17 protein-coding genes and 1 pseudogene are annotated in these 17,583 nt (G+C 45.2%); 7 read left to right on the top strand and 11 right to left on the bottom strand.

The window, feature by feature from the left end; translation table 11 throughout:
* Positions 1 to 74 precede the first annotated feature (74 nt).
* The 5 genes from QNI08_RS01905 to QNI08_RS01925 form a co-directional block, all read right to left on the bottom strand.
* Positions 75 to 485, bottom strand: coding sequence for a DUF4064 domain-containing protein (locus QNI08_RS01905; RefSeq protein ID WP_285765729.1), 411 nt, complete (start codon positions 483 to 485; stop codon positions 75 to 77).
* Positions 486 to 636: 151 nt separating this feature from the next.
* Positions 637 to 2,094, bottom strand: a complete 1,458-nt coding sequence (gene cobA / locus QNI08_RS01910; RefSeq protein ID WP_285765730.1) for a uroporphyrinogen-III C-methyltransferase — start codon at positions 2,092 to 2,094, stop codon at positions 637 to 639.
* Positions 2,095 to 2,107: 13 nt separating this feature from the next.
* Complete coding sequence (locus tag QNI08_RS01915) at positions 2,108 to 2,923, bottom strand: uroporphyrinogen-III synthase (protein ID WP_285765731.1); 816 nt, start codon at positions 2,921 to 2,923, stop codon at positions 2,108 to 2,110.
* A 140-nt stretch (positions 2,924 to 3,063) separates the two neighbouring features.
* Positions 3,064 to 3,600 (bottom strand): hypothetical protein, encoded by a 537-nt coding sequence (locus QNI08_RS01920; RefSeq protein WP_285765732.1) that lies wholly within the window; start codon positions 3,598 to 3,600, stop codon positions 3,064 to 3,066.
* 46 nt (positions 3,601 to 3,646) lie between these two features.
* The gene (locus tag QNI08_RS01925) at positions 3,647 to 3,931 is read right to left on the bottom strand and encodes a hypothetical protein (RefSeq protein ID WP_285765733.1); all 285 of its coding nucleotides are present in this window, start codon (positions 3,929 to 3,931) and stop codon (positions 3,647 to 3,649) included.
* A 450-nt stretch (positions 3,932 to 4,381) separates the two neighbouring features.
* Here QNI08_RS01925 and QNI08_RS01930 point away from each other — a divergent pair, with 450 nt between their 5' ends.
* The gene (locus tag QNI08_RS01930) at positions 4,382 to 5,314 is read left to right on the top strand and encodes an L-lactate dehydrogenase (RefSeq protein ID WP_285765734.1); all 933 of its coding nucleotides are present in this window, start codon (positions 4,382 to 4,384) and stop codon (positions 5,312 to 5,314) included.
* Between the two features lie 41 nt (positions 5,315 to 5,355).
* Complete coding sequence (locus QNI08_RS01935) at positions 5,356 to 6,927, top strand: L-lactate permease (protein WP_285765735.1); 1,572 nt, start codon at positions 5,356 to 5,358, stop codon at positions 6,925 to 6,927.
* Between the two features lie 102 nt (positions 6,928 to 7,029).
* On the opposite strand, the gene QNI08_RS01940 is transcribed toward QNI08_RS01935, so the two are convergent.
* The 3 genes from QNI08_RS01940 to QNI08_RS01950 all read right to left on the bottom strand — a co-directional run bounded on the left by QNI08_RS01940 (position 7,030) and on the right by QNI08_RS01950 (position 9,650).
* On the bottom strand, positions 7,030 to 7,740 hold the full coding sequence (locus QNI08_RS01940) for a DsbA family oxidoreductase (RefSeq protein WP_285765736.1): 711 nt from the start codon (positions 7,738 to 7,740) through the stop codon (positions 7,030 to 7,032).
* Positions 7,741 to 7,814: 74 nt separating this feature from the next.
* Positions 7,815 to 8,270 (bottom strand): RrF2 family transcriptional regulator, encoded by a 456-nt coding sequence (locus tag QNI08_RS01945; protein ID WP_285765737.1) that lies wholly within the window; start codon positions 8,268 to 8,270, stop codon positions 7,815 to 7,817.
* 273 nt (positions 8,271 to 8,543) lie between these two features.
* Positions 8,544 to 9,650: a TetR/AcrR family transcriptional regulator gene (locus QNI08_RS01950; protein WP_285765878.1), complete on the bottom strand. Its 1,107-nt coding sequence runs from the start codon at positions 9,648 to 9,650 to the stop codon at positions 8,544 to 8,546.
* A 237-nt stretch (positions 9,651 to 9,887) separates the two neighbouring features.
* Here QNI08_RS01950 and QNI08_RS01955 point away from each other — a divergent pair, with 237 nt between their 5' ends.
* The gene (locus tag QNI08_RS01955) at positions 9,888 to 11,222 is read left to right on the top strand and encodes an aldehyde dehydrogenase family protein (protein ID WP_285765738.1); all 1,335 of its coding nucleotides are present in this window, start codon (positions 9,888 to 9,890) and stop codon (positions 11,220 to 11,222) included.
* Positions 11,223 to 11,273: 51 nt separating this feature from the next.
* Here the strand turns inward: QNI08_RS01955 and QNI08_RS01960 are convergent, their stop codons facing one another.
* Both QNI08_RS01960 and QNI08_RS01965 read right to left on the bottom strand, forming a co-directional pair.
* The gene (locus QNI08_RS01960) at positions 11,274 to 12,041 is read right to left on the bottom strand and encodes a TIGR03943 family putative permease subunit (RefSeq protein WP_285765739.1); all 768 of its coding nucleotides are present in this window, start codon (positions 12,039 to 12,041) and stop codon (positions 11,274 to 11,276) included.
* Entirely contained in the window at positions 12,041 to 13,051 is a 1,011-nt protein-coding gene (locus QNI08_RS01965) for a permease (protein WP_285765740.1), read from the bottom strand. The genes QNI08_RS01960 and QNI08_RS01965 overlap by 1 nt, the downstream gene beginning before the upstream one ends.
* A 469-nt stretch (positions 13,052 to 13,520) precedes the next feature.
* On the opposite strand from QNI08_RS01965, the gene QNI08_RS01970 reads away from it, so the two are divergent.
* Together QNI08_RS01970 and guaC are read left to right on the top strand one after the other, a co-directional pair.
* Complete coding sequence (locus QNI08_RS01970; protein ID WP_285765741.1) at positions 13,521 to 14,027, top strand: DinB family protein; 507 nt, start codon at positions 13,521 to 13,523, stop codon at positions 14,025 to 14,027.
* 234 nt (positions 14,028 to 14,261) lie between these two features.
* The gene (guaC, locus tag QNI08_RS01975) at positions 14,262 to 15,245 is read left to right on the top strand and encodes a GMP reductase (protein WP_285765742.1); all 984 of its coding nucleotides are present in this window, start codon (positions 14,262 to 14,264) and stop codon (positions 15,243 to 15,245) included.
* Between the two features lie 68 nt (positions 15,246 to 15,313).
* On the opposite strand, the gene QNI08_RS01980 is transcribed toward guaC, so the two are convergent.
* Positions 15,314 to 15,652, bottom strand: coding sequence for a zinc ribbon domain-containing protein YjdM (locus QNI08_RS01980; protein ID WP_285765743.1), 339 nt, complete (start codon positions 15,650 to 15,652; stop codon positions 15,314 to 15,316).
* A 159-nt stretch (positions 15,653 to 15,811) separates the two neighbouring features.
* Between QNI08_RS01980 and QNI08_RS01985 the strand changes: the two genes are divergently transcribed.
* Both QNI08_RS01985 and QNI08_RS01990 read left to right on the top strand, forming a co-directional pair.
* Positions 15,812 to 16,501, top strand: a complete 690-nt coding sequence (locus QNI08_RS01985) for a response regulator transcription factor (RefSeq protein ID WP_285765744.1) — start codon at positions 15,812 to 15,814, stop codon at positions 16,499 to 16,501.
* Positions 16,498 to 17,502: pseudogene (locus QNI08_RS01990) on the top strand (sensor histidine kinase). The gene QNI08_RS01985 and the pseudogene QNI08_RS01990 overlap by 4 nt, the downstream one beginning before the upstream one ends.
* The last annotated feature ends 81 nt before the right edge of the window (positions 17,503 to 17,583 follow it).

The raw sequence follows: 17,583 nt of genomic DNA on the forward strand, positions 1-17,583 counted from the left end.
TTGAGGAATCAAAAAAGCTGACCCATCACCGGGTCAGCTCTTCTTCACATCATAACGCTATGTATCAGGTTCGATCAGACGATCACTTCCACCGTATCAATTGGCTTTCTTACAAGACACATGATGCCTGGCACGATGAAGAAAATAAGCGGCCATATTTGAAAAACGGTCACTATCCCCGTAATGATCAATAAAATGCCGGCTGGCTTCGCTTTGCCGCCTTTTAATAGAAAGATAGCGCTCAAGCCCCCTGCCAATGCAACGACCAACGAGATGATCCCCGCCCACAGCAGACCCATGAACAACTTGATGGACATATCAATCTCGGATGCCGAAACCTCCGAATCTGTCATTAATGAGTAGTCCACCAGGCCTTTCAAATCGACACTGTTGATATAAACGGCAGCAATTATCGTTACAATCAAAAAAATCGCAGCGATGCTGACGCCAATGATGCTTAATGCAAATTCCGACGTACGTTTCAATTCAATCGCCTCCCCAGAAAAGTTACTCATATACAATACCCATTTTATAGCGAATTAAAAGACTTTTATTCAAACAACCATGAAAACCACTTAAGATTTGCTTGTTATCCTCCGCCATCCAGGGAGATGGGTCAATTGCACAATGACGGGTTTAATCAGAGCGTAAATACGCACCATTCACGATCAACGTTACCAAATCCTCCACAGATGGCTTTTCCGGCATCATATGTACGGCAAATCCGTAGTCTTGCACTCTTTTGCCGGTGCTTTTGCCGATGACGCCAATCGATGCCCGCCTTAACAGCGCTTCACCATCCATATATGCCTTCCTTGTGTATTCCATCAGCATATCAACGGAATGCCGGTTTGAAAAAAGCACTGTATCGACAGCTTTTTCGGCCAGCATTCTCGGCAGGATTTCTAGGAATCTTTCATCGACACATTTCTCGATCGATTGAACATAATCCGCTTCCCCATAACCCTCCTCGATTTGGTCCTTATCCCTATCGCCAATGACCAACAGGCTTCCCGTTGCCGGCATCTCGGCTTTGAGCTTGGCCATCAGGCCGCGTCGTTGCAAAACCTTCTTCGATTTCCTCGATACAACATAAAGGTCAGAAGATATCCGCCGGAAGTCAATGGCATATTCAGTGAGTGAATCCAAGAATCCGTGGATACTTTCTGGTGATGTGAAGAGAATCCGGTCATACGAAAGAAAAGAGAGCAACTGACTTTCCTCCATTTTCACGTTAGCCGCCACCCATTTCGGAAACTCAATGACATCTCCCCCAAGTTCCTGCAACTCTTCTGCCAGCTGACTCTTTGCCGTGCCGGTTCTGGCCACTAAAAACTGCTGTCCGTGTAGCGGTTTTTTTTCGAACCATTGCAGTTTGTCCCTAAGCGAAATGATATCGCCGACCAATGTGATCGCCGGGTTTAGGAGCGACTTTTCCTGGACCCTATCCACTATATCGTCCAATGTCCCCTCGGCGGATGCCTGTCTACCATACGTCCCCCATTGAATGACAAGTACCGGAGTGTTCCCAGGCTTTCCATTGCCGGTCAGGTTTCGGCAGATATCCGGAAGGTTGGCTACGCCCATATAAAAGGCAACCGTATCCACCCCATCGACAAGCCCCTTCCAGCCTATATCCGTCAATCCTTTGCCATGGCCCGTCACCATGGCAAAGGAACGCCCATGATTTCGATGTGTCACGGGAACGCCCGCATAAATGGAAGCGGCAATACCTGACGTAACGCCCGGGATGATTTCAAAAGGTATTCCGTAAGCTTGCAATGACTCCGCTTCCTCCCCCACTCTTCCAAAAACAGCAGGATCCCCGCCTTTCAGACGAATGACCTCATGGCCTTCCAGGGCCTTCAACACAAGCAGGTCATTGATGTCCGATTGGTTGATGCCATTCGAATGAGGTGTCTTCCCGCAGTAAATCAGTTCACAATCAAGCGAGGCAGCCTCCAATAGTTTGGGGTTCAGCAGCCTATCATAGATAATGACATCCGCTTTTTCAATTGCCCGTTGGCCTTTAACGGTAATCAGTCCCGCGTCCCCCGGGCCTGCGCCCACAAAATAAACCTTGCCTATGGTCATTGCGCCCGCACCCCTATCTGCTTGCAATGCCGTGGTAAAATTTCACCAGTTCCACCATTGCACTGCCCATCCGTTGGTCCTCTGGATAAATGACCCGTTCAATTCCTTCATCGATGATCACTTGCGCCGTTACCTTCCCTACTGCGAGCGCAATGACCTTCGATTTGAATTGTTCGATCATTTCATCCTCCACACCTTGTTCACGAACATATTTCATTAAATTGCGCGGCTGCGGTGCACTCGTGAACACAACGGAATCAATGGTGCCAGCAAGGATTTCCCCGACCAGCCGCTGCATCGTTTCTTTTTCCGGCGGTATATGCTCATACGGAAGGATTTCTTTATGCTCCACGCTTTGTCCATCCAGCCAGTTCATCAAAAGCGGAGCCGGATCGCCATGAAGCTGGAGGGCGACCTTTACATCGCCAGACAGATGTCCCTCCAGATTGCGGACGAGTCCGGCCGTGCTTCCATCATCATCACGAACTAAAGGCTTGAGACCAAGCTTCTTCAGCATGTTCACCGTTTTATAGCCCCTGGCTGCGATATTGATGGACCGCAATGCTGCTATGAAACGATCTCCCGCTTCCAGCTTCACGGCCGTTTTATATAATAGCTCTGTCCCCACTCCTGTCGTTAGGATGATCCAATCGAACTCCCCTGCCATCAACCGGGTGACGTCATCTTCCAAATGCGAATCATCAAGGAATACCGTTCCCTGTGCCGGACGCACAAGCGGGATTCCTCCAAGATTACGAACGATCTTGCTGAGTTCTTCCGTTTTCCTTGCTCCCAATAAAGCAATGGTCCTGCCATCAAGCTTGCTCATCCATGCCCCTCCTATATGTAAATGAAATATCGAGTGTTGCTCCACCTCCCACATTATACAAATTTTCTGTCTTTTAAACCATGGAAAACAAATGACACTTGAAAAACCTTGACCTTGTCCAGGGCAGCGACTGGCCTCAATCATTTTCCGATTCCCGGATACATCCGCATCAGGTCTGATGCGTCCTGACCATCACATAACATGCCATGGATGGCATCAAACCTAATGAATGCCTCACCATCCAGTTCTCCCATATCGTCCACCATGGAAATGACAAATACATCAGCTTCCAGGTTTTTAATGAAGCCTCTCACCTCCCCGGGAACTTGAAAGAGATCCACGGAAACAAGGAAGTTATGTTTGTGGGCGAAATCGAGAAAACTCAAAAGCAAGTCATCATTTTCATCGACGAAATCAAGATGATGTTGTTTTTTCGATTGATAAAGTTCCTTGATTTTCTTAACATATTTCGTCTGGACATTCATTTGGTGGATGTTATCGACATAAAGCAGACCATAACCGTCATATAGGCCACTAGCGGCAATATTGGCTGCCACGACGAAGGTATCCGATACTTTTAAGATTTTGGCTACATCGAATTTCCTTACGTCATTGGAATCCGAGTATAATTCCACAAATTCCTTTCTCTCCAACATGTATTGCAACTGTTTTTTCATCACCAGGATCCTTTCCCAACATAATTTACCGTGTCTTGGCGATCGATCACGCGCGGTGAATGGCCCTTTGGGCAGCCAGCTCATCTTCTTTTTTTACCCATACATCATATTGAGTCGTTTTGTTGCGATTTTGAAAGTCCGTCGAACCTAAATTCATAGGCGTTTTCGTTTTGAAGCGCACCCCTTCACTTTTCAATTTGCTGATCACCTTAAAATAATTTTCATGGCCGAATGCGGTATAGATGCAAGTCCAATATTTATAGGTAATCAGTTTGGCCGTCATAACACATGCTACGGCCAAAATCAGCATGCCAATGATGATATACTTCACACTTCCCAGCCCCTTTTCCTTTTCTGCCTTTGATAATATCCCGTCTGTACAGTATATTCTTTGTGCCAGGTAACATCTCCTTTTTAAACGGCCTTCTCAATGATTAGATACGTTTTCGATAACCTTTGGAACTTTTGCCGCTTTCATCTTAAATTAAATATTTTTTGTTTGTTGCCATGTAATAGTGTTATGTTGTACAATAACATTGTGAAGTACTTCACATAATAATCACTTACAACAAACCATGTAATCCATAAAAATGTGAAAGATTGCTTTTTTATTAGGATATTATGTGAAGTTATTCACAAATTCGTCAGAATGTTGTTCAGGCAACCTTTATAAAGAATTACCCTGGAACACAGGGGAAAGAATAATACTGCAAGGAAATTCGAGTAGGGACTTTTTTATATCAAAAGGTATTTATATTCGGAGAAATTGGAGGTATTCATTATGAATTCTACAAAGGGAAATAAAGTCGTATTAGTTGGTGCCGGTGCAGTTGGATCAAGCTATGCCTATGCTTTGATGAACCAGGGGATATGTGATGAGCTGGTGCTTGTCGATGCCAATCTGGACAAAGCCAAGGGGGATGTGATGGATCTGGATCATGGTCTTGTGTATGCGCCCAGTGCCATGAATATAAAATCCGGATCATATGAGGACTGCAAGGATGCTGCCATTGCCGTCATCTGTGCGGGGGCAGCCCAAAAGCCGGGAGAAACCAGGCTGGATCTTGTTAAGAAAAATATGAACATTTTTGAAGCGATCGTCGGCAGCATCATGCAAGCTGGTTTTAATGGCATTTTCTTGGTCGCAACGAACCCAGTGGACATTTTAGCGTATGCGACATGGAAATTTTCCGGTTTACCGAAGGAGAAGGTGATTGGTTCAGGAACTATATTGGATTCCGCAAGATTCCGCTCTTTATTAGGGCAAGAGTTCAATACTGCCCCAACCAGTATCCATGCCTATATCATTGGTGAACATGGTGATTCACAACTTCCGGTATGGAGCTCTGCCAATTTTTCCGGATTGCCGATAGCGCCAAAATTAACCGAGGCAAGAAAAAAAGAAATTGCCGTCCAAGTTCGTGATGCTGCATACCAGATCATTGAATCGAAGGGTGCTACGTATTATGGAATCGCAATGGGATTGGCAAGAATTACAAAAGCGATTTTAAAAAATGAGCATGTCGTGTTACCAGTCGGAACATTGCTGGAAGGCGAATATGGCCATAGCAATGTTTATATCGGCACCCCTACAGTCATTAATCGCACCGGCGCAAAAAGTATTGTCGAGCTAACCCTAAACGAAAGTGAAAAAGAACAGTTTGCCCGTTCTGTTGATACACTTCAGGATATTCAAGCCCAATTTTGGAAGTAGGTACTTCTCAACCAGAATTTCTAACTGAGGGAGCTGTGATTATGTTAGTAGAAACATACAACCCGTTTAATCATCTTGCCATTTCAGCAGTGGTTGCAGCCATTCCGATCCTATTATTTCTATTATGCTTGACGATTTTCAAGATGAAAGGAATTCACGCAGCCCTACTAAACTTATTCATTACCTTCCTTATCGTCCTCTTCCTCTTTAAGCTACCTTTGGGAGAAGCAATCGGAAGTGTGGTTCAAGGTACGTTCCAAGGGATATGGCCAATCGGTTATATCATCGTGATGGCGGTATGGTTATATAAAATCTCCGTTAAATCAGGAAAATTCGAGGTGCTGCGCGGCAGCATTGCAGGAATATCACAAGACCAACGCCTTCAGCTTTTGCTTATTGGTTTTTGCTTTAATGCTTTTCTCGAAGGGGCAGCAGGTTTTGGTGTACCGATCGCAATCTGTGCCGTCCTATTAGTTTCATTGGGATTCAAACCTTTGCAGGCAGCGATGCTCTGCCTAATAGCGAATGGGGCTTCGGGAGCATTCGGGGCAATCGGGATACCGGTTGGCATCATCGATACATTCGGCCTGGAAAATGTGTCCTCGATGGAAGTGTCGATGATGACGGCCTTGACACTTCCACTCATTAACTTTACAATTCCGTTTTTGTTAATATGGCTAATGGATGGAATTAAAGGGATTAAGGAAGTATTGCCGGCCCTATTAGTGACATCGATCACTTATACGCTATCCCAGGCAATCATGACCGTTTTTGTCGGTCCGGAGTTGGCTGACATCATTCCATCCCTATTGACAATGGGTATACTGGCGCTATTTCTTAATAAGTGGCAGCCTAAACAGCTATTTTTACTCAACGGCAAGGAGCTCGAAATTGAAAAACATTCATTGGGGGATATCGTCAGGGCATGGTCTCCATTCTATCTATTGACGCTATTCGTTTTGATTTGGAGCTTTCCTGCCTTTAAAGGACTGTTTTCTCAAGGAGGCGTCCTTGAATCGGCTGTCCTGAAATTTACGATTCCGGGATCATCGATTGCGATTGCCATTGATTTGATCGGTGCAACGGGTACGGCAATCTTACTGGCTTCGTTAACGACCATCGCTACGACGAAAGCCATTACTGCAGGTGAAGGGCTTTCTCTCCTGAAAAAAACGATTTCGGAGTTTCGGATTCCAATCATCATGATCTGTGCAATCATCGGGATAGCCAAATTGATGTCATATGGCGGATTAACGAACGTTTTAGGCGAAGCGGTTGCGACCACTGGTCATATCTTCCCGCTCTTATCACCGCTATTGGGCTGGATCGGCGTGTTCATGACTGGATCTGTAGTGAATAACAATACGTTGTTCGCTCCCATCCAAGCAACTGCAGGCCATATCATCGGGACAAACCCATCATTACTGGTTTCCGCAAACACGGCTGGCGGCGTCATGGCAAAGCTCGTTTCCCCGCAATCGATTGCAATAGCGACGGCAGCCGTCGGCGAAACCGGACAAGAATCCGCTTTAACGAAGATGACATTGAAATATAGCTTTGGTTTATTGGCCTTCGTATGCATTTGGACATTCATTTTATCGCTCATTTTTTAGTGCAACCGAATAAATGATTCACCGCTTTGAAAAAGGCTGCCTCCAAGATGATTCGTTCATCTTGGAGGCAGCCTTTTTTACATCTTGTGCTTCATGGCCGAATTATTTTTCCGGCACCTTGCAAGAGCCGTCCGCACATGCTTCGCCAGTGGCCGGATCATTCACCATTTGCAGCGGGTTTTCCTCGGCCCATACCTTTTTCAGTGTATCGAGGAATGCTTCGATGGGCTGTGCCCCGGATATACCATACTTGCGGTTGATCACAAAGAAAGGAACTCCGGTTATGCCAAGCTGGCTCCCTTCCTGCTCATCGCCCCTTACTTCTGCTGTGAATGCTGTCCCTGAAAGAACAGCTTCCGCTTCAGACTTATCAATGCCAGCCTCTTGTGCCAATGTGGCCAGTGTTGCATGGTCGCCAATATGCTTACCTTCCGTAAAGTATGCTTTGAACAGGCGCTCGTTCATTTCATTTTCCTTACCTTTCGATTGGGCAAGATACATCAGACGGTGGGCATCGAATGAATTCGTCAAGACGATGTTGTCCAGATGATAATCAAGTCCCAATTCCTTTGCCTGCTGTGTCAGGTTTTGGCTGCTTGCTTCCACATCGGCTTGCGACATGCCATATTTCTTCATGAGCATTTCCTGTTGGGTCATATTGATGTCCCGTTCTGCCTCAGGATTCAGTTCGAAGCTGCGGAATGCCACCTCCACCTGCTCTTTATTCTCAAATTGCTTCAAAGCTTCTTCGAATCGATGCTTCCCTATATAACAGAACGGACATTGATAATCCGACCAAATTTCCACCTTCATGTAAATTCCTCCTCGCATTAAATGCAATCACTTTAAGCACATTATATAATCAAGGGTATCCTCTTGCAAGGATATTACCCTAGACACTCTTCTTCGAATGAGGTGAAGTCGATTTTTTTCATGAAGTCTTCTAACGTATATCCCTTCAATAGACGCAGGGTCTCCTTTTCCGCTTCATTCATGACTTCCTCCAAAGCAGAATCCAGCTGCTTCCCGACCTCACCGCATTCACTCGTTTCCATACAAACCAGGCATTCCGGCCGTACCGCTTGATACACATCCGCTAAAGTGAGCTGTGATGCAGGTACCTTCAAGCTATATCCTCCATCACGGCCTTCCTTCGTTTCGACGATACCCTCAGCTGCAAGCTGTGCCATCACCCTTCTTAAAAAAGTAGCATGTGATTTCACCTTTGAGGCGATACTCGAACTTGTCAGGAGCTTTTCGCTTTGTGCGAGCCAAACCAGGGAGTGGATGGCGATGGCAAAGCGTGGCGGTCCAATTTGATTGTTCCGATTACCCGAAGACATTCTTTATCCCCCTTACCATCTTATCTATACTACACCCATTATACTATGTTCCGTTCACTTGGAACAAATGTCACCATTTCCGCCTTATTCATACTGGTTAACAGCTGGATTGCCACATTACTGGCTGTCCGCAAGCCTGCCACGGTTGTCATGGTTCCGGGATCGCCTTGCTTCTATGGAATCAAGCGCATTGACAATTTCACCTAAGGACGGAAGTCGTCCTGCTGGGTGAAGCACGTGCTTTCGGCTAAACGATGAACTTGGATGGCCCCATTAAAGCAAATTGATTTTATATTTCTTCAGATCAAGGAACTGAATGAATTCCTGGGCCAGGAACTGCGGGGTGAATTCTTTTCCTTCATGAAGCCTGTATAAGATAAGGCCCACCAATAGCCCGGATACATAGTACGCATACATTTGCTTGCCTGCATGGATGTTTATGCGCTGCTTCAAGAAAAACTGGCTCAACCTATTGAGGATTTCCGGAATTGGATCGGGAATCCCGTAATTTCCGCTGATGAAATGGACGATGGAAGTGTGTTCCGAAAGATAAGCGAACAATTGAACGAGAATGGCTTCCGATTGCTTCATGGTCACCTCCTCGGTACTTCCTTCAAGCGTTAAAATCGCGATGATATCCGTACAGAACTGATGGGTGATCGCTTTAAGCAAGTCCGCTTTACCGGAATAATGGTCATAAAAGGTCGCACGGCGCATATCACTTCTGCGTGTAATATCGGATATCGTCACCGCTGAATAATCTTTTTTTTCGATGATCAATTGGATCATCGCCTCCTGCAGCGCTTGCCTAGTCCTGATTACACGCCGATCGATGCGCGCTTCCTTTTCTTCCGGCAAAACGGGAACTCCGAAAATCCAATAATATCTCTTCTGGCTGACCAAATCCCAAAATTGCCGGCTGATTTTCTCTGGGGTAGGTTCCATCCCTTCTTTAAACCAGTACAAGATGATCGCATAGGTGTAGAGGGCCCGGTAATGCACATACAGGTCCTTTAAGCTCTCCGATACGTTTTCCTTCATCGGGGTCAGCATGATTTCCCTATTGAATACTTCAAAGAAAAACGCATGAAAATTGACATAAGGCATCTTATTCCGATCCATCATGGTTAAAAAGAAGGGCGTATGCTTGGCCACGTATGATAACGCAGGAAGGACCTTCAAGTTCATTTCCCGAAGGTCGATATGATCCAGGTCCTTCAGGGAATCGAAAATGGCATTCTGCAATCCTTCCTTTTGCTCTTGGACTATTTCCTCGAAAATGGCGAATTTATCTTCATAGTAGAAATACAGGGCCCCCCTGCTGACGTTTGCTAGCGCGGCTATTTCCTTGCTCGTTATATGGCGGATGTCCTTTACCATAAGAAGGCTCAGCAATGCCTCCTTTATTTTTGAAGGTGTTGGTTCATTTGCAAGGCTTTCATGATCATCTGGCACAAAAGGACCTCCTGGCATGTTCAGAATTTGTACAGTTTCCAGTGATTTATACGATAACGTACACTTTCCCTGTCTCTGTCTTTATTTAGGTGATCTTAAAAACTATAATAATTTCGAGAGATGAATAAAGCAAATTTCACTTTAAGGGGGAAACAAAACGGCATGGATATTGAAATGAAAAATGAGATAAATCGAGTATTCCAATTGCAAAAGAAACACCAAAGAGTGATGCGTTCAACGACCGCTGAACAGAGAAAGGCGAAATTGAACCGATTTTTGGAGGTGGTGGCCGCCCATGAGGAGGAAATTATCGAGGCGGTGCGCCAAGATGTCCGCAAGCCCTATCATGAAGTAAAGCGAGCAGAAATCCTTGGAACGATCAAATCGATCCAAGATAATATCAATAACCTTGATGAGTGGATGGCCCCTAAAGAAGTGGGCTCTTCCTTGAGCGCTGATGCTAAAGGGTATTTGATGTATGAAGCAAAAGGAACGTGTTTAGTGCTGGGACCTTGGAATTACCCTTTCATGCTTACGATGGCCCCGCTTGCTGCCGCGATTGCAGCTGGTAACTGTGCAGTCGTCAAGCTGTCCGATTTCACGATGAAAACGAGCAATATCGCAGCGAAAATCATCCGCGAGGCCTTCGATGAAAAAGAAGTGGCAATCTTCGAGGGCGATGTGGATGTGGCGACGGAGCTCCTTGATCAGCCATTTGATCATATCTTCTTTACAGGCAGCACGAATGTCGGCAAAATCGTCATGACGGCGGCAGCGAAGCATTTATCATCCGTAACACTTGAGCTTGGCGGAAAAAGCCCGACCATCATCGATGAAGGCTATGATTTGCTGGATGCCGCAAAAAAAATAGCAGTCGGCAAATTCGTCAATGCCGGCCAAACTTGCATTGCGCCTGATTATCTTTTCATCAAGCATGGCCAGCTAGCGGAATTCACCGGCCATTTGCAAGCCATCGTACAAGCTGGGTTCCTTAAGGAAGACGGAACGGCCGATAGGAATAACTTCACGCAAATCGTGAACGAGCGGAATTTCCACCGGGTCAAGCTTCTATTTGATGATGCAATCGAACAAGGTGCTGAAGTCGTCTTCGGCGGACAGTTCGACCTAAGCGACCGAACCATATCACCGACTGTGTTGAAGAATGTAACTCGAAACATGAAGATCATGCAGGAGGAAATTTTCGCACCGATCCTCCCGTTGTTGAACTATGACGACATGGATGAAGTCATCGATTCCATTAACGAATGTGATAAGCCTTTGGCATTATATGTTTTTAGCTCTAAGCAGGAGGTCATCGATAAAGTCCTGAATCACACCACCTCCGGTAACGCTTCTGTCAATGACGTAGTCGTACATTTCACGGATTATAACCTGCCATTCGGCGGTGTGAATACGAGCGGGATCGGGTCATATCATGGCATATATGGCTTCAAGGCCTTCTCGCATGAAAAGGGAGTCTTCGTTCAAGCAAAATGATCATTAGCACAAGTAAAACCCGGCAAAAGCAGTTTTTTGCCGGGTTTTACTCTATTGAATGATTTGCACATTCTCATATAAATAGACTTCTTTCGGTGCCTTTATTTTCTTCGCAGCCTTTAAATCAAGCACTGGAACCGTTTCCCCTTTATAGGTTCCTTTTTTCAATGTACCAGTAATAGTGTACCAATCATTCGTCTTCATGCCTTTTACATGTCCGTTGACCATATATCCATACAGCGTCGCATCGACGACACAGCAGGACATGGACAGACGGGAGATCGCCACTTGTTTGCTTGTAAACCCATCCTCGCGATATATAAACCCCGAAAGCTCAATTTCCTTTCCTTCAATCGTATCGAGGTTGTTCAGGAGGTCATCAAGCACTTCAAAATAATTATCATCCGTAACCGTAATTTTCGCTTGATTCACATGCTTTCCTGCTGCATCATTCGGGCTTTGCTTCTGTGATTGCTGCTGGGCCATGCCCCTTTTTGCGAGCACTTCCCCGCTTAATGTGAAATCCGTCAAGATGAAGCCGAGAAGGATCGGGATGAAGAACAAACTATATTTCAAGGCTAAGGCGGGTGATGAAGATTTTCCATGCGAATGGCACTCACAATGATTTCCGCCCTGTTTTCGTTTTTTCAGCCGAAGAAGACTGATCACAAAAAAAGCAAAAAGTGCCGCCAATGCATATGGTACCATCTTTGGTGCGATCAAATTCGTTAAGTGACCCGACACATACAATTTAAAAATCATCATTCCCAATCCCAGCAGCAGCAACCCTTCAAGTTTTTGGATGAAATACGTTTTCATCAAAGCCCTCCCTTACTGATCAAGCCACCTGCGATGAGGCATAGACTGAAGACGACGGCGAAAACAAGCAAAACATAGGTAAAGACGAAGCTCCGTTTAAAACAAGACAGCATGATCAGGACGTTTTTCAGATCAAGCATCGGCCCGAAGACAAGGAAGCCAAGGATCGAGCCGGGGAGGAAACTATGGGAAAAGGAAGCGGCCACGAAGGCATCTGCCGAAGAGCAGAGTGAAAGGACAAACGCAATGCCCATCATCAGCGCCGTGCCTTTTATCGGGGCCTGTCCGATTTCTGCCAAGAGGGTCCGGTCCATGAGCACTTGAAAGATACTGGCAAACAAAGCTCCGATGATGAAGTACCTCCCGACCATGAAAAACTCCTGTGAGGTATGTTCGATGAAGCTTGTCCACTTACTTGGCGGAAAATCGTGTACATGCCCGCGGACTGCTTCCGGCTTTTCTTCCTTCACGACATCCTTCCTGCTGAAGATATAAATGAATAATCCGACGATAATGGCCGTCAGGATACAGAGGATGATTCTCCCGTACAAAATCGCCGGATTGTTCTGGAACGCATAATAGGTCGAACCAAAGACGATGACATTCAAGATCGGGGCCGTGACAAGCAGGACCACGCCAGCGTGGACCGGAACGCCCTTTTGAATCAACCTCCTTACGACCGGGATGATCGCACATTCGCACACTGGAATGATCAGTGCTGCTACTATCGCAGCGAAAATGGCCATGAACGCGCTTTTTGGGATCATTCGCTGGATGATTTCTTCACTGATGAACAACTGGATGAAAGAAGACGCAATCGCACCAAGAAACAGGAAGGGAATCGATTCTAAAAACAATCCCAAAAAGACGACAAGCACGGAATGAAGCAGCGGATACCCAGATAAATCGATTGCTTTTGGAATAAACACATCGCCTAGAAAAAAGAATGCTAGCAGCAAAAACAAGAGGATCAAGATCAGCAAATTGCCCGTGTATCGTTTCAAAAGCATGTTTCACACCTCGCAAATCATAATTATTACGATTTAATCGTTGATTTGGTCTATTATATGCCCATGCTCGGATTGACATGACTAGAAACGAACAACATGAAAAGCAATCGGCACTTCCTGCGCCGGATTGCGTGAGGCCGGCACAAAACCTATTTTTATGATAAACTACATATAATGAAGCGTTCAGCATTTTCCCCTCAAAGCTCCCCTTGCATTCATAAAGCAAAGAAACTTGCATAGAAATGTAAGGGCATTCACCCTGACCCGAAGTAAATCCGGCTTTACAGCCGCATGCCTTCCGCAAGCTTACTAGAAGGTATTGGTTTCATTACGCATCGCCCAGTTCAGGCAAGTATCCGTTTCTTTCATCGTCAACGATTGACCCGACCCTTTTTTCCATAGCCTCAAACGATCTATACCAAAAAGACGGCGGCGCTTTTTTTCTGAGCTGTCACAATAGGGGGTTCTCATGAATTTTATCGAGTATGATCTATTATTCGAATCAAGAAACCAGTTAATCGGGGAAATTTCGGATTTGGACGAAAAAGCGCTGGAGCATCGTCCGGCACCTGGCGTATGGAGCATCGCCCAGATATGCCACCACTTGTATCTGACGGAGCAAGTGTTTACCGATGTGATCGCCAATGGCATCAGGGAAAGGGATTTCACCAATATCATTCAAAAAAACATTTACCTAGTATCCGATCGAACAAAAAAATTCGCATCCCCTGCTAACCTTTCACCTTCTTCGAATCCATTTCCGTTAACGAACATCATGGATTTACTGGCTGAATCCAGAGATCGGTTATTCCAAGTTCTTTATGAGATGGATGATAATACGAGCCTAAGTAAAAAGAAAGCCAAGCATCCCCTGTTCGGGGACCTCTCTTTGGATCAATGGATCGAGTTATTGTCTCTTCATGAACAAAGGCATACCAAGCAGATTCAAGAGATCAAGCACTCCCTCCTCCTTTAAAAAAGATCCAGTCACTAGGAAGCCAGGCCCCCATCACTATTGGCGGCCTTTTTTCCGTGCCTGACATCACCTCTTCCTCATGGATTTTAGCGGCTCATCCCCCTGATTCAAAAATAAAATCCAAAGAAAACCATTAATAATTTTGACTTAATGCCAAAAATGATGTACATTACCTATTGAGCGAACAATTTTAATAATAATTAATAAAAATATTCGTATATAGAGGTGCATATCATGGAAAATGTATTTGATTATGAAGATATTCAATTAATTCCTGCAAAATGTGTAGTAAATAGCCGTTCTGAGTGTGATACATCCGTTACATTGGGCAAGCATACATTCAAGTTACCTGTCGTTCCTGCCAATATGCAAACGATCATCGATGAAAAGATTGCCACGTACTTGGCTGAAAACGGTTACTTCTATGTCATGCATCGCTTTGAACCTGAAAAGCGCGTGACCTTCATTCAAGATATGCATGCACGCGAATTAATCGCGTCCATTAGTGTTGGCGTTAAAGAAGAAGAATACGGATTCATCGAGCAATTGGCTGCGGACAACATCGTACCCGAATTCATTACGATCGATATTGCCCACGGACATTCCAACGCCGTGATCAAAATGATCCAGCATATAAAGAAACACTTGCCTGAAAGCTTTGTGATTGCAGGGAATGTGGGAACTCCGGAAGCGGTAAGGGAATTGGAACATGCCGGTGCCGATGCAACTAAGGTGGGCATAGGGCCAGGGAAAGTATGCATCACGAAAATCAAAACCGGGTTTGGAACGGGCGGCTGGCAATTGGCTGCGCTTCGCTGGTGTGCAAAAGCGGCAAGCAAGCCGATCATTGCCGACGGCGGCATCCGCACGAACGGGGATATAGCCAAATCTGTCAGGTTCGGGGCTTCCATGGTCATGATCGGTTCATTATTCGCCGGTCACGAAGAATCTCCAGGGCAAACGATCGAGAAAGACGGAAAAGCCTTCAAAGAATACTTTGGTTCGGCTTCCGAATTCCAAAAAGGTGAAAAGAAAAACGTGGAAGGCAAAAAGATGTTTGTCGAGCACAAAGGATCCTTGGAAGATACTTTGAAAGAAATGGAGCAAGATCTTCAATCATCGATTTCCTATGCTGGAGGAAACAAGCTTGAAGCCATCCGAAATGTTGATTACGTAGTCGTTAAGAATTCGATCTTTAACGGTGACAAAGTCTATTAAGGACTAAATAAGAAAAAAGCACGGTCCCATCGCTAAGATTGGGCCGTGCTTTTTTTTCCGGCAGGCATTCAAGCCTTTTTAACAAATTGGGATTTTAGCTTCATCGCGCCAAAGCCGTCGATCTTGCAATCAATATCATGATCTCCTTCGACCAAACGGATGCTTTTGACTTTCGTGCCCATTTTCAGGACAGACGAGCTCCCCTTCACTTTCAGGTCTTTGATGACGGTAACGGTGTCCCCATCATTCAGGGCATTTCCATTTGCGTCCGTGACCGTCCGTTGGTCTCCAAGGTCTGTATCGGCTTCTGCCGTCCACTCATGGGCGCATTCCGGACAAACAAAAACACTTCCGTCTTCATATGCATAGTTTGAATTGCATGCAGGGCAATCTGGAAAACCAGCCATACCTTCACTTCCTTCGCTACTATCCATTTTAGTCCATTATTGGCATGCCCACAAGCGTCCATTGCCTTTATTCCCGCTACCTCATTTCCAGCTCCTCTAGAACCTTGAGAGGTTTTACTATATAATTCTAAGGAAAAGCGGAAAAGTGTGGGGAAGCGCATGTTCAAATTGTTATTAATAGAAGATGATACGACCTTATTCAATGAAATGAAAGATAGATTGACGCAATGGTCTTATGATATTCATGGAATCCGTGATTTTAGTAAAGTCTTTCTGGAATTCTCGGACATTAAGCCTGATTTGGTTATCATCGATATCCAGCTGCCGAAGTTTGATGGGTTCCATTGGTGCAGGCTGATCCGGGCCCATTCCAATGTTCCGATCATCTTTTTATCGTCCCGAGATCACCCTACCGATATGGTGATGTCGATGCAGCTTGGTGCGGATGACTTTATCCAGAAGCCCTTTCATTTCGATGTCCTAATCGCCAAGATACAAGCTACCCTTCGCCGTGTCTATAATTACAATACCGAAAAAATCGAGCTGAAAACGTGGTGCGGGGCAACAGTGGATTATGAGAGCAATACCATTTCCACTGAGACTGGATCAATTGAACTGACGAAAAATGAAATCTTCATCTTGAAAAAGCTCATTGAACAGAAAAACAAAATTGTCAGCCGCGAAGAATTAATCAACAGCTTATGGGATGACAAGCGCTTCATAAGCGATAACACCCTTACGGTAAATGTGAACCGTTTACGTAAAAGATTGGATGAATTAGGGCTAGGGGCTTATATCGAAACGAAGGTCGGCCAGGGCTATATCGCCGTTGAAGAGGCACATGCATGATCGGAAAATACCTGGCAGAAAGGCTCAGCTGGATCACCTTCTTTATCGTCCTTCATCTATTCATCGTCTTTGTCGCGTATCTTGATTCGGCCATACCCGTAAAGCCCGTCATGTACATGGCCTTTTTATCCTTGATCATGTTCTGTATCTTTTTGTTTTTCCGCTATAAAAAAGAAACCCATTTTTATAAGCAGTTGGAAGAGCGGGAAGACAACCTGGACTTATCGAACCTAGCCGAGGCCGACAGCCCTTTCGAAAGGATCATCGAAAGCAGCATCATCAACCAAACCCAGTTACTGAAGCAAGCAGCCGAAAAGGGCCAAATGACCCTGGAGCAGGAGAAGGATGAATTATTGACTTGGATACATGAAGTGAAGACCCCATTAACGGCGATGCATTTAATGATCGACCGGCTGGATGATGGCATGCTCAAGTCCCATTTAACTTATGAGTGGTTAAGGATTCACCTGCTTCTCGATCAGCAGCTCCACCAAAGGCGCATGCCTTTCATAGAAAATGATTTATATATGGAGAAAATCAGCTTGGAAACGATCATTTTCGATGAAATCAAAACCTTGCAATCATGGTGCATCCAAAAAGGCATCGGCTTTGACATCCAATTGGATGTCACCGAAGTGCTCAGTGATGCCAAATGGCTCGCTTTCATCATGAGGCAGTTATTGACGAACTAGATTAAATACAGTGAAAACACCGATATTGTAATAAAAAGCTATATGTACGATGATCAAGCTACGCTTGAAGTGAAGGACGGCGGACGAGGCATCGCTCCGAAGGATTTACCCCGCATTTTTGCTAAAGGATTTACATCGACGACCTATCATCGCGACAGTGCGGCAACAGGCATGGGATTATTTTTAACCAAGAAGGCGGCCGATTCCCTATTCATCTCCATTGATGTGATATCGGAGCCCGGAGCCGGAACGACCATGACCTTACGCTTCCCGAAGCGGAATGACTTCGTGAATATAACAAGCATGTGACAAAAGTGTCACATGCTTTTATTCTTTGTTCGGCCAATCGCAGGAAATAGCATACATGGACTTTTATAATGAGGATATAGA

The sequence above is a fragment of the Peribacillus folii genome (genome assembly GCF_030271255.1).
In the GTDB taxonomy this organism is placed as follows: Bacteria; Bacillota; Bacilli; order Bacillales; family DSM-1321; genus Peribacillus.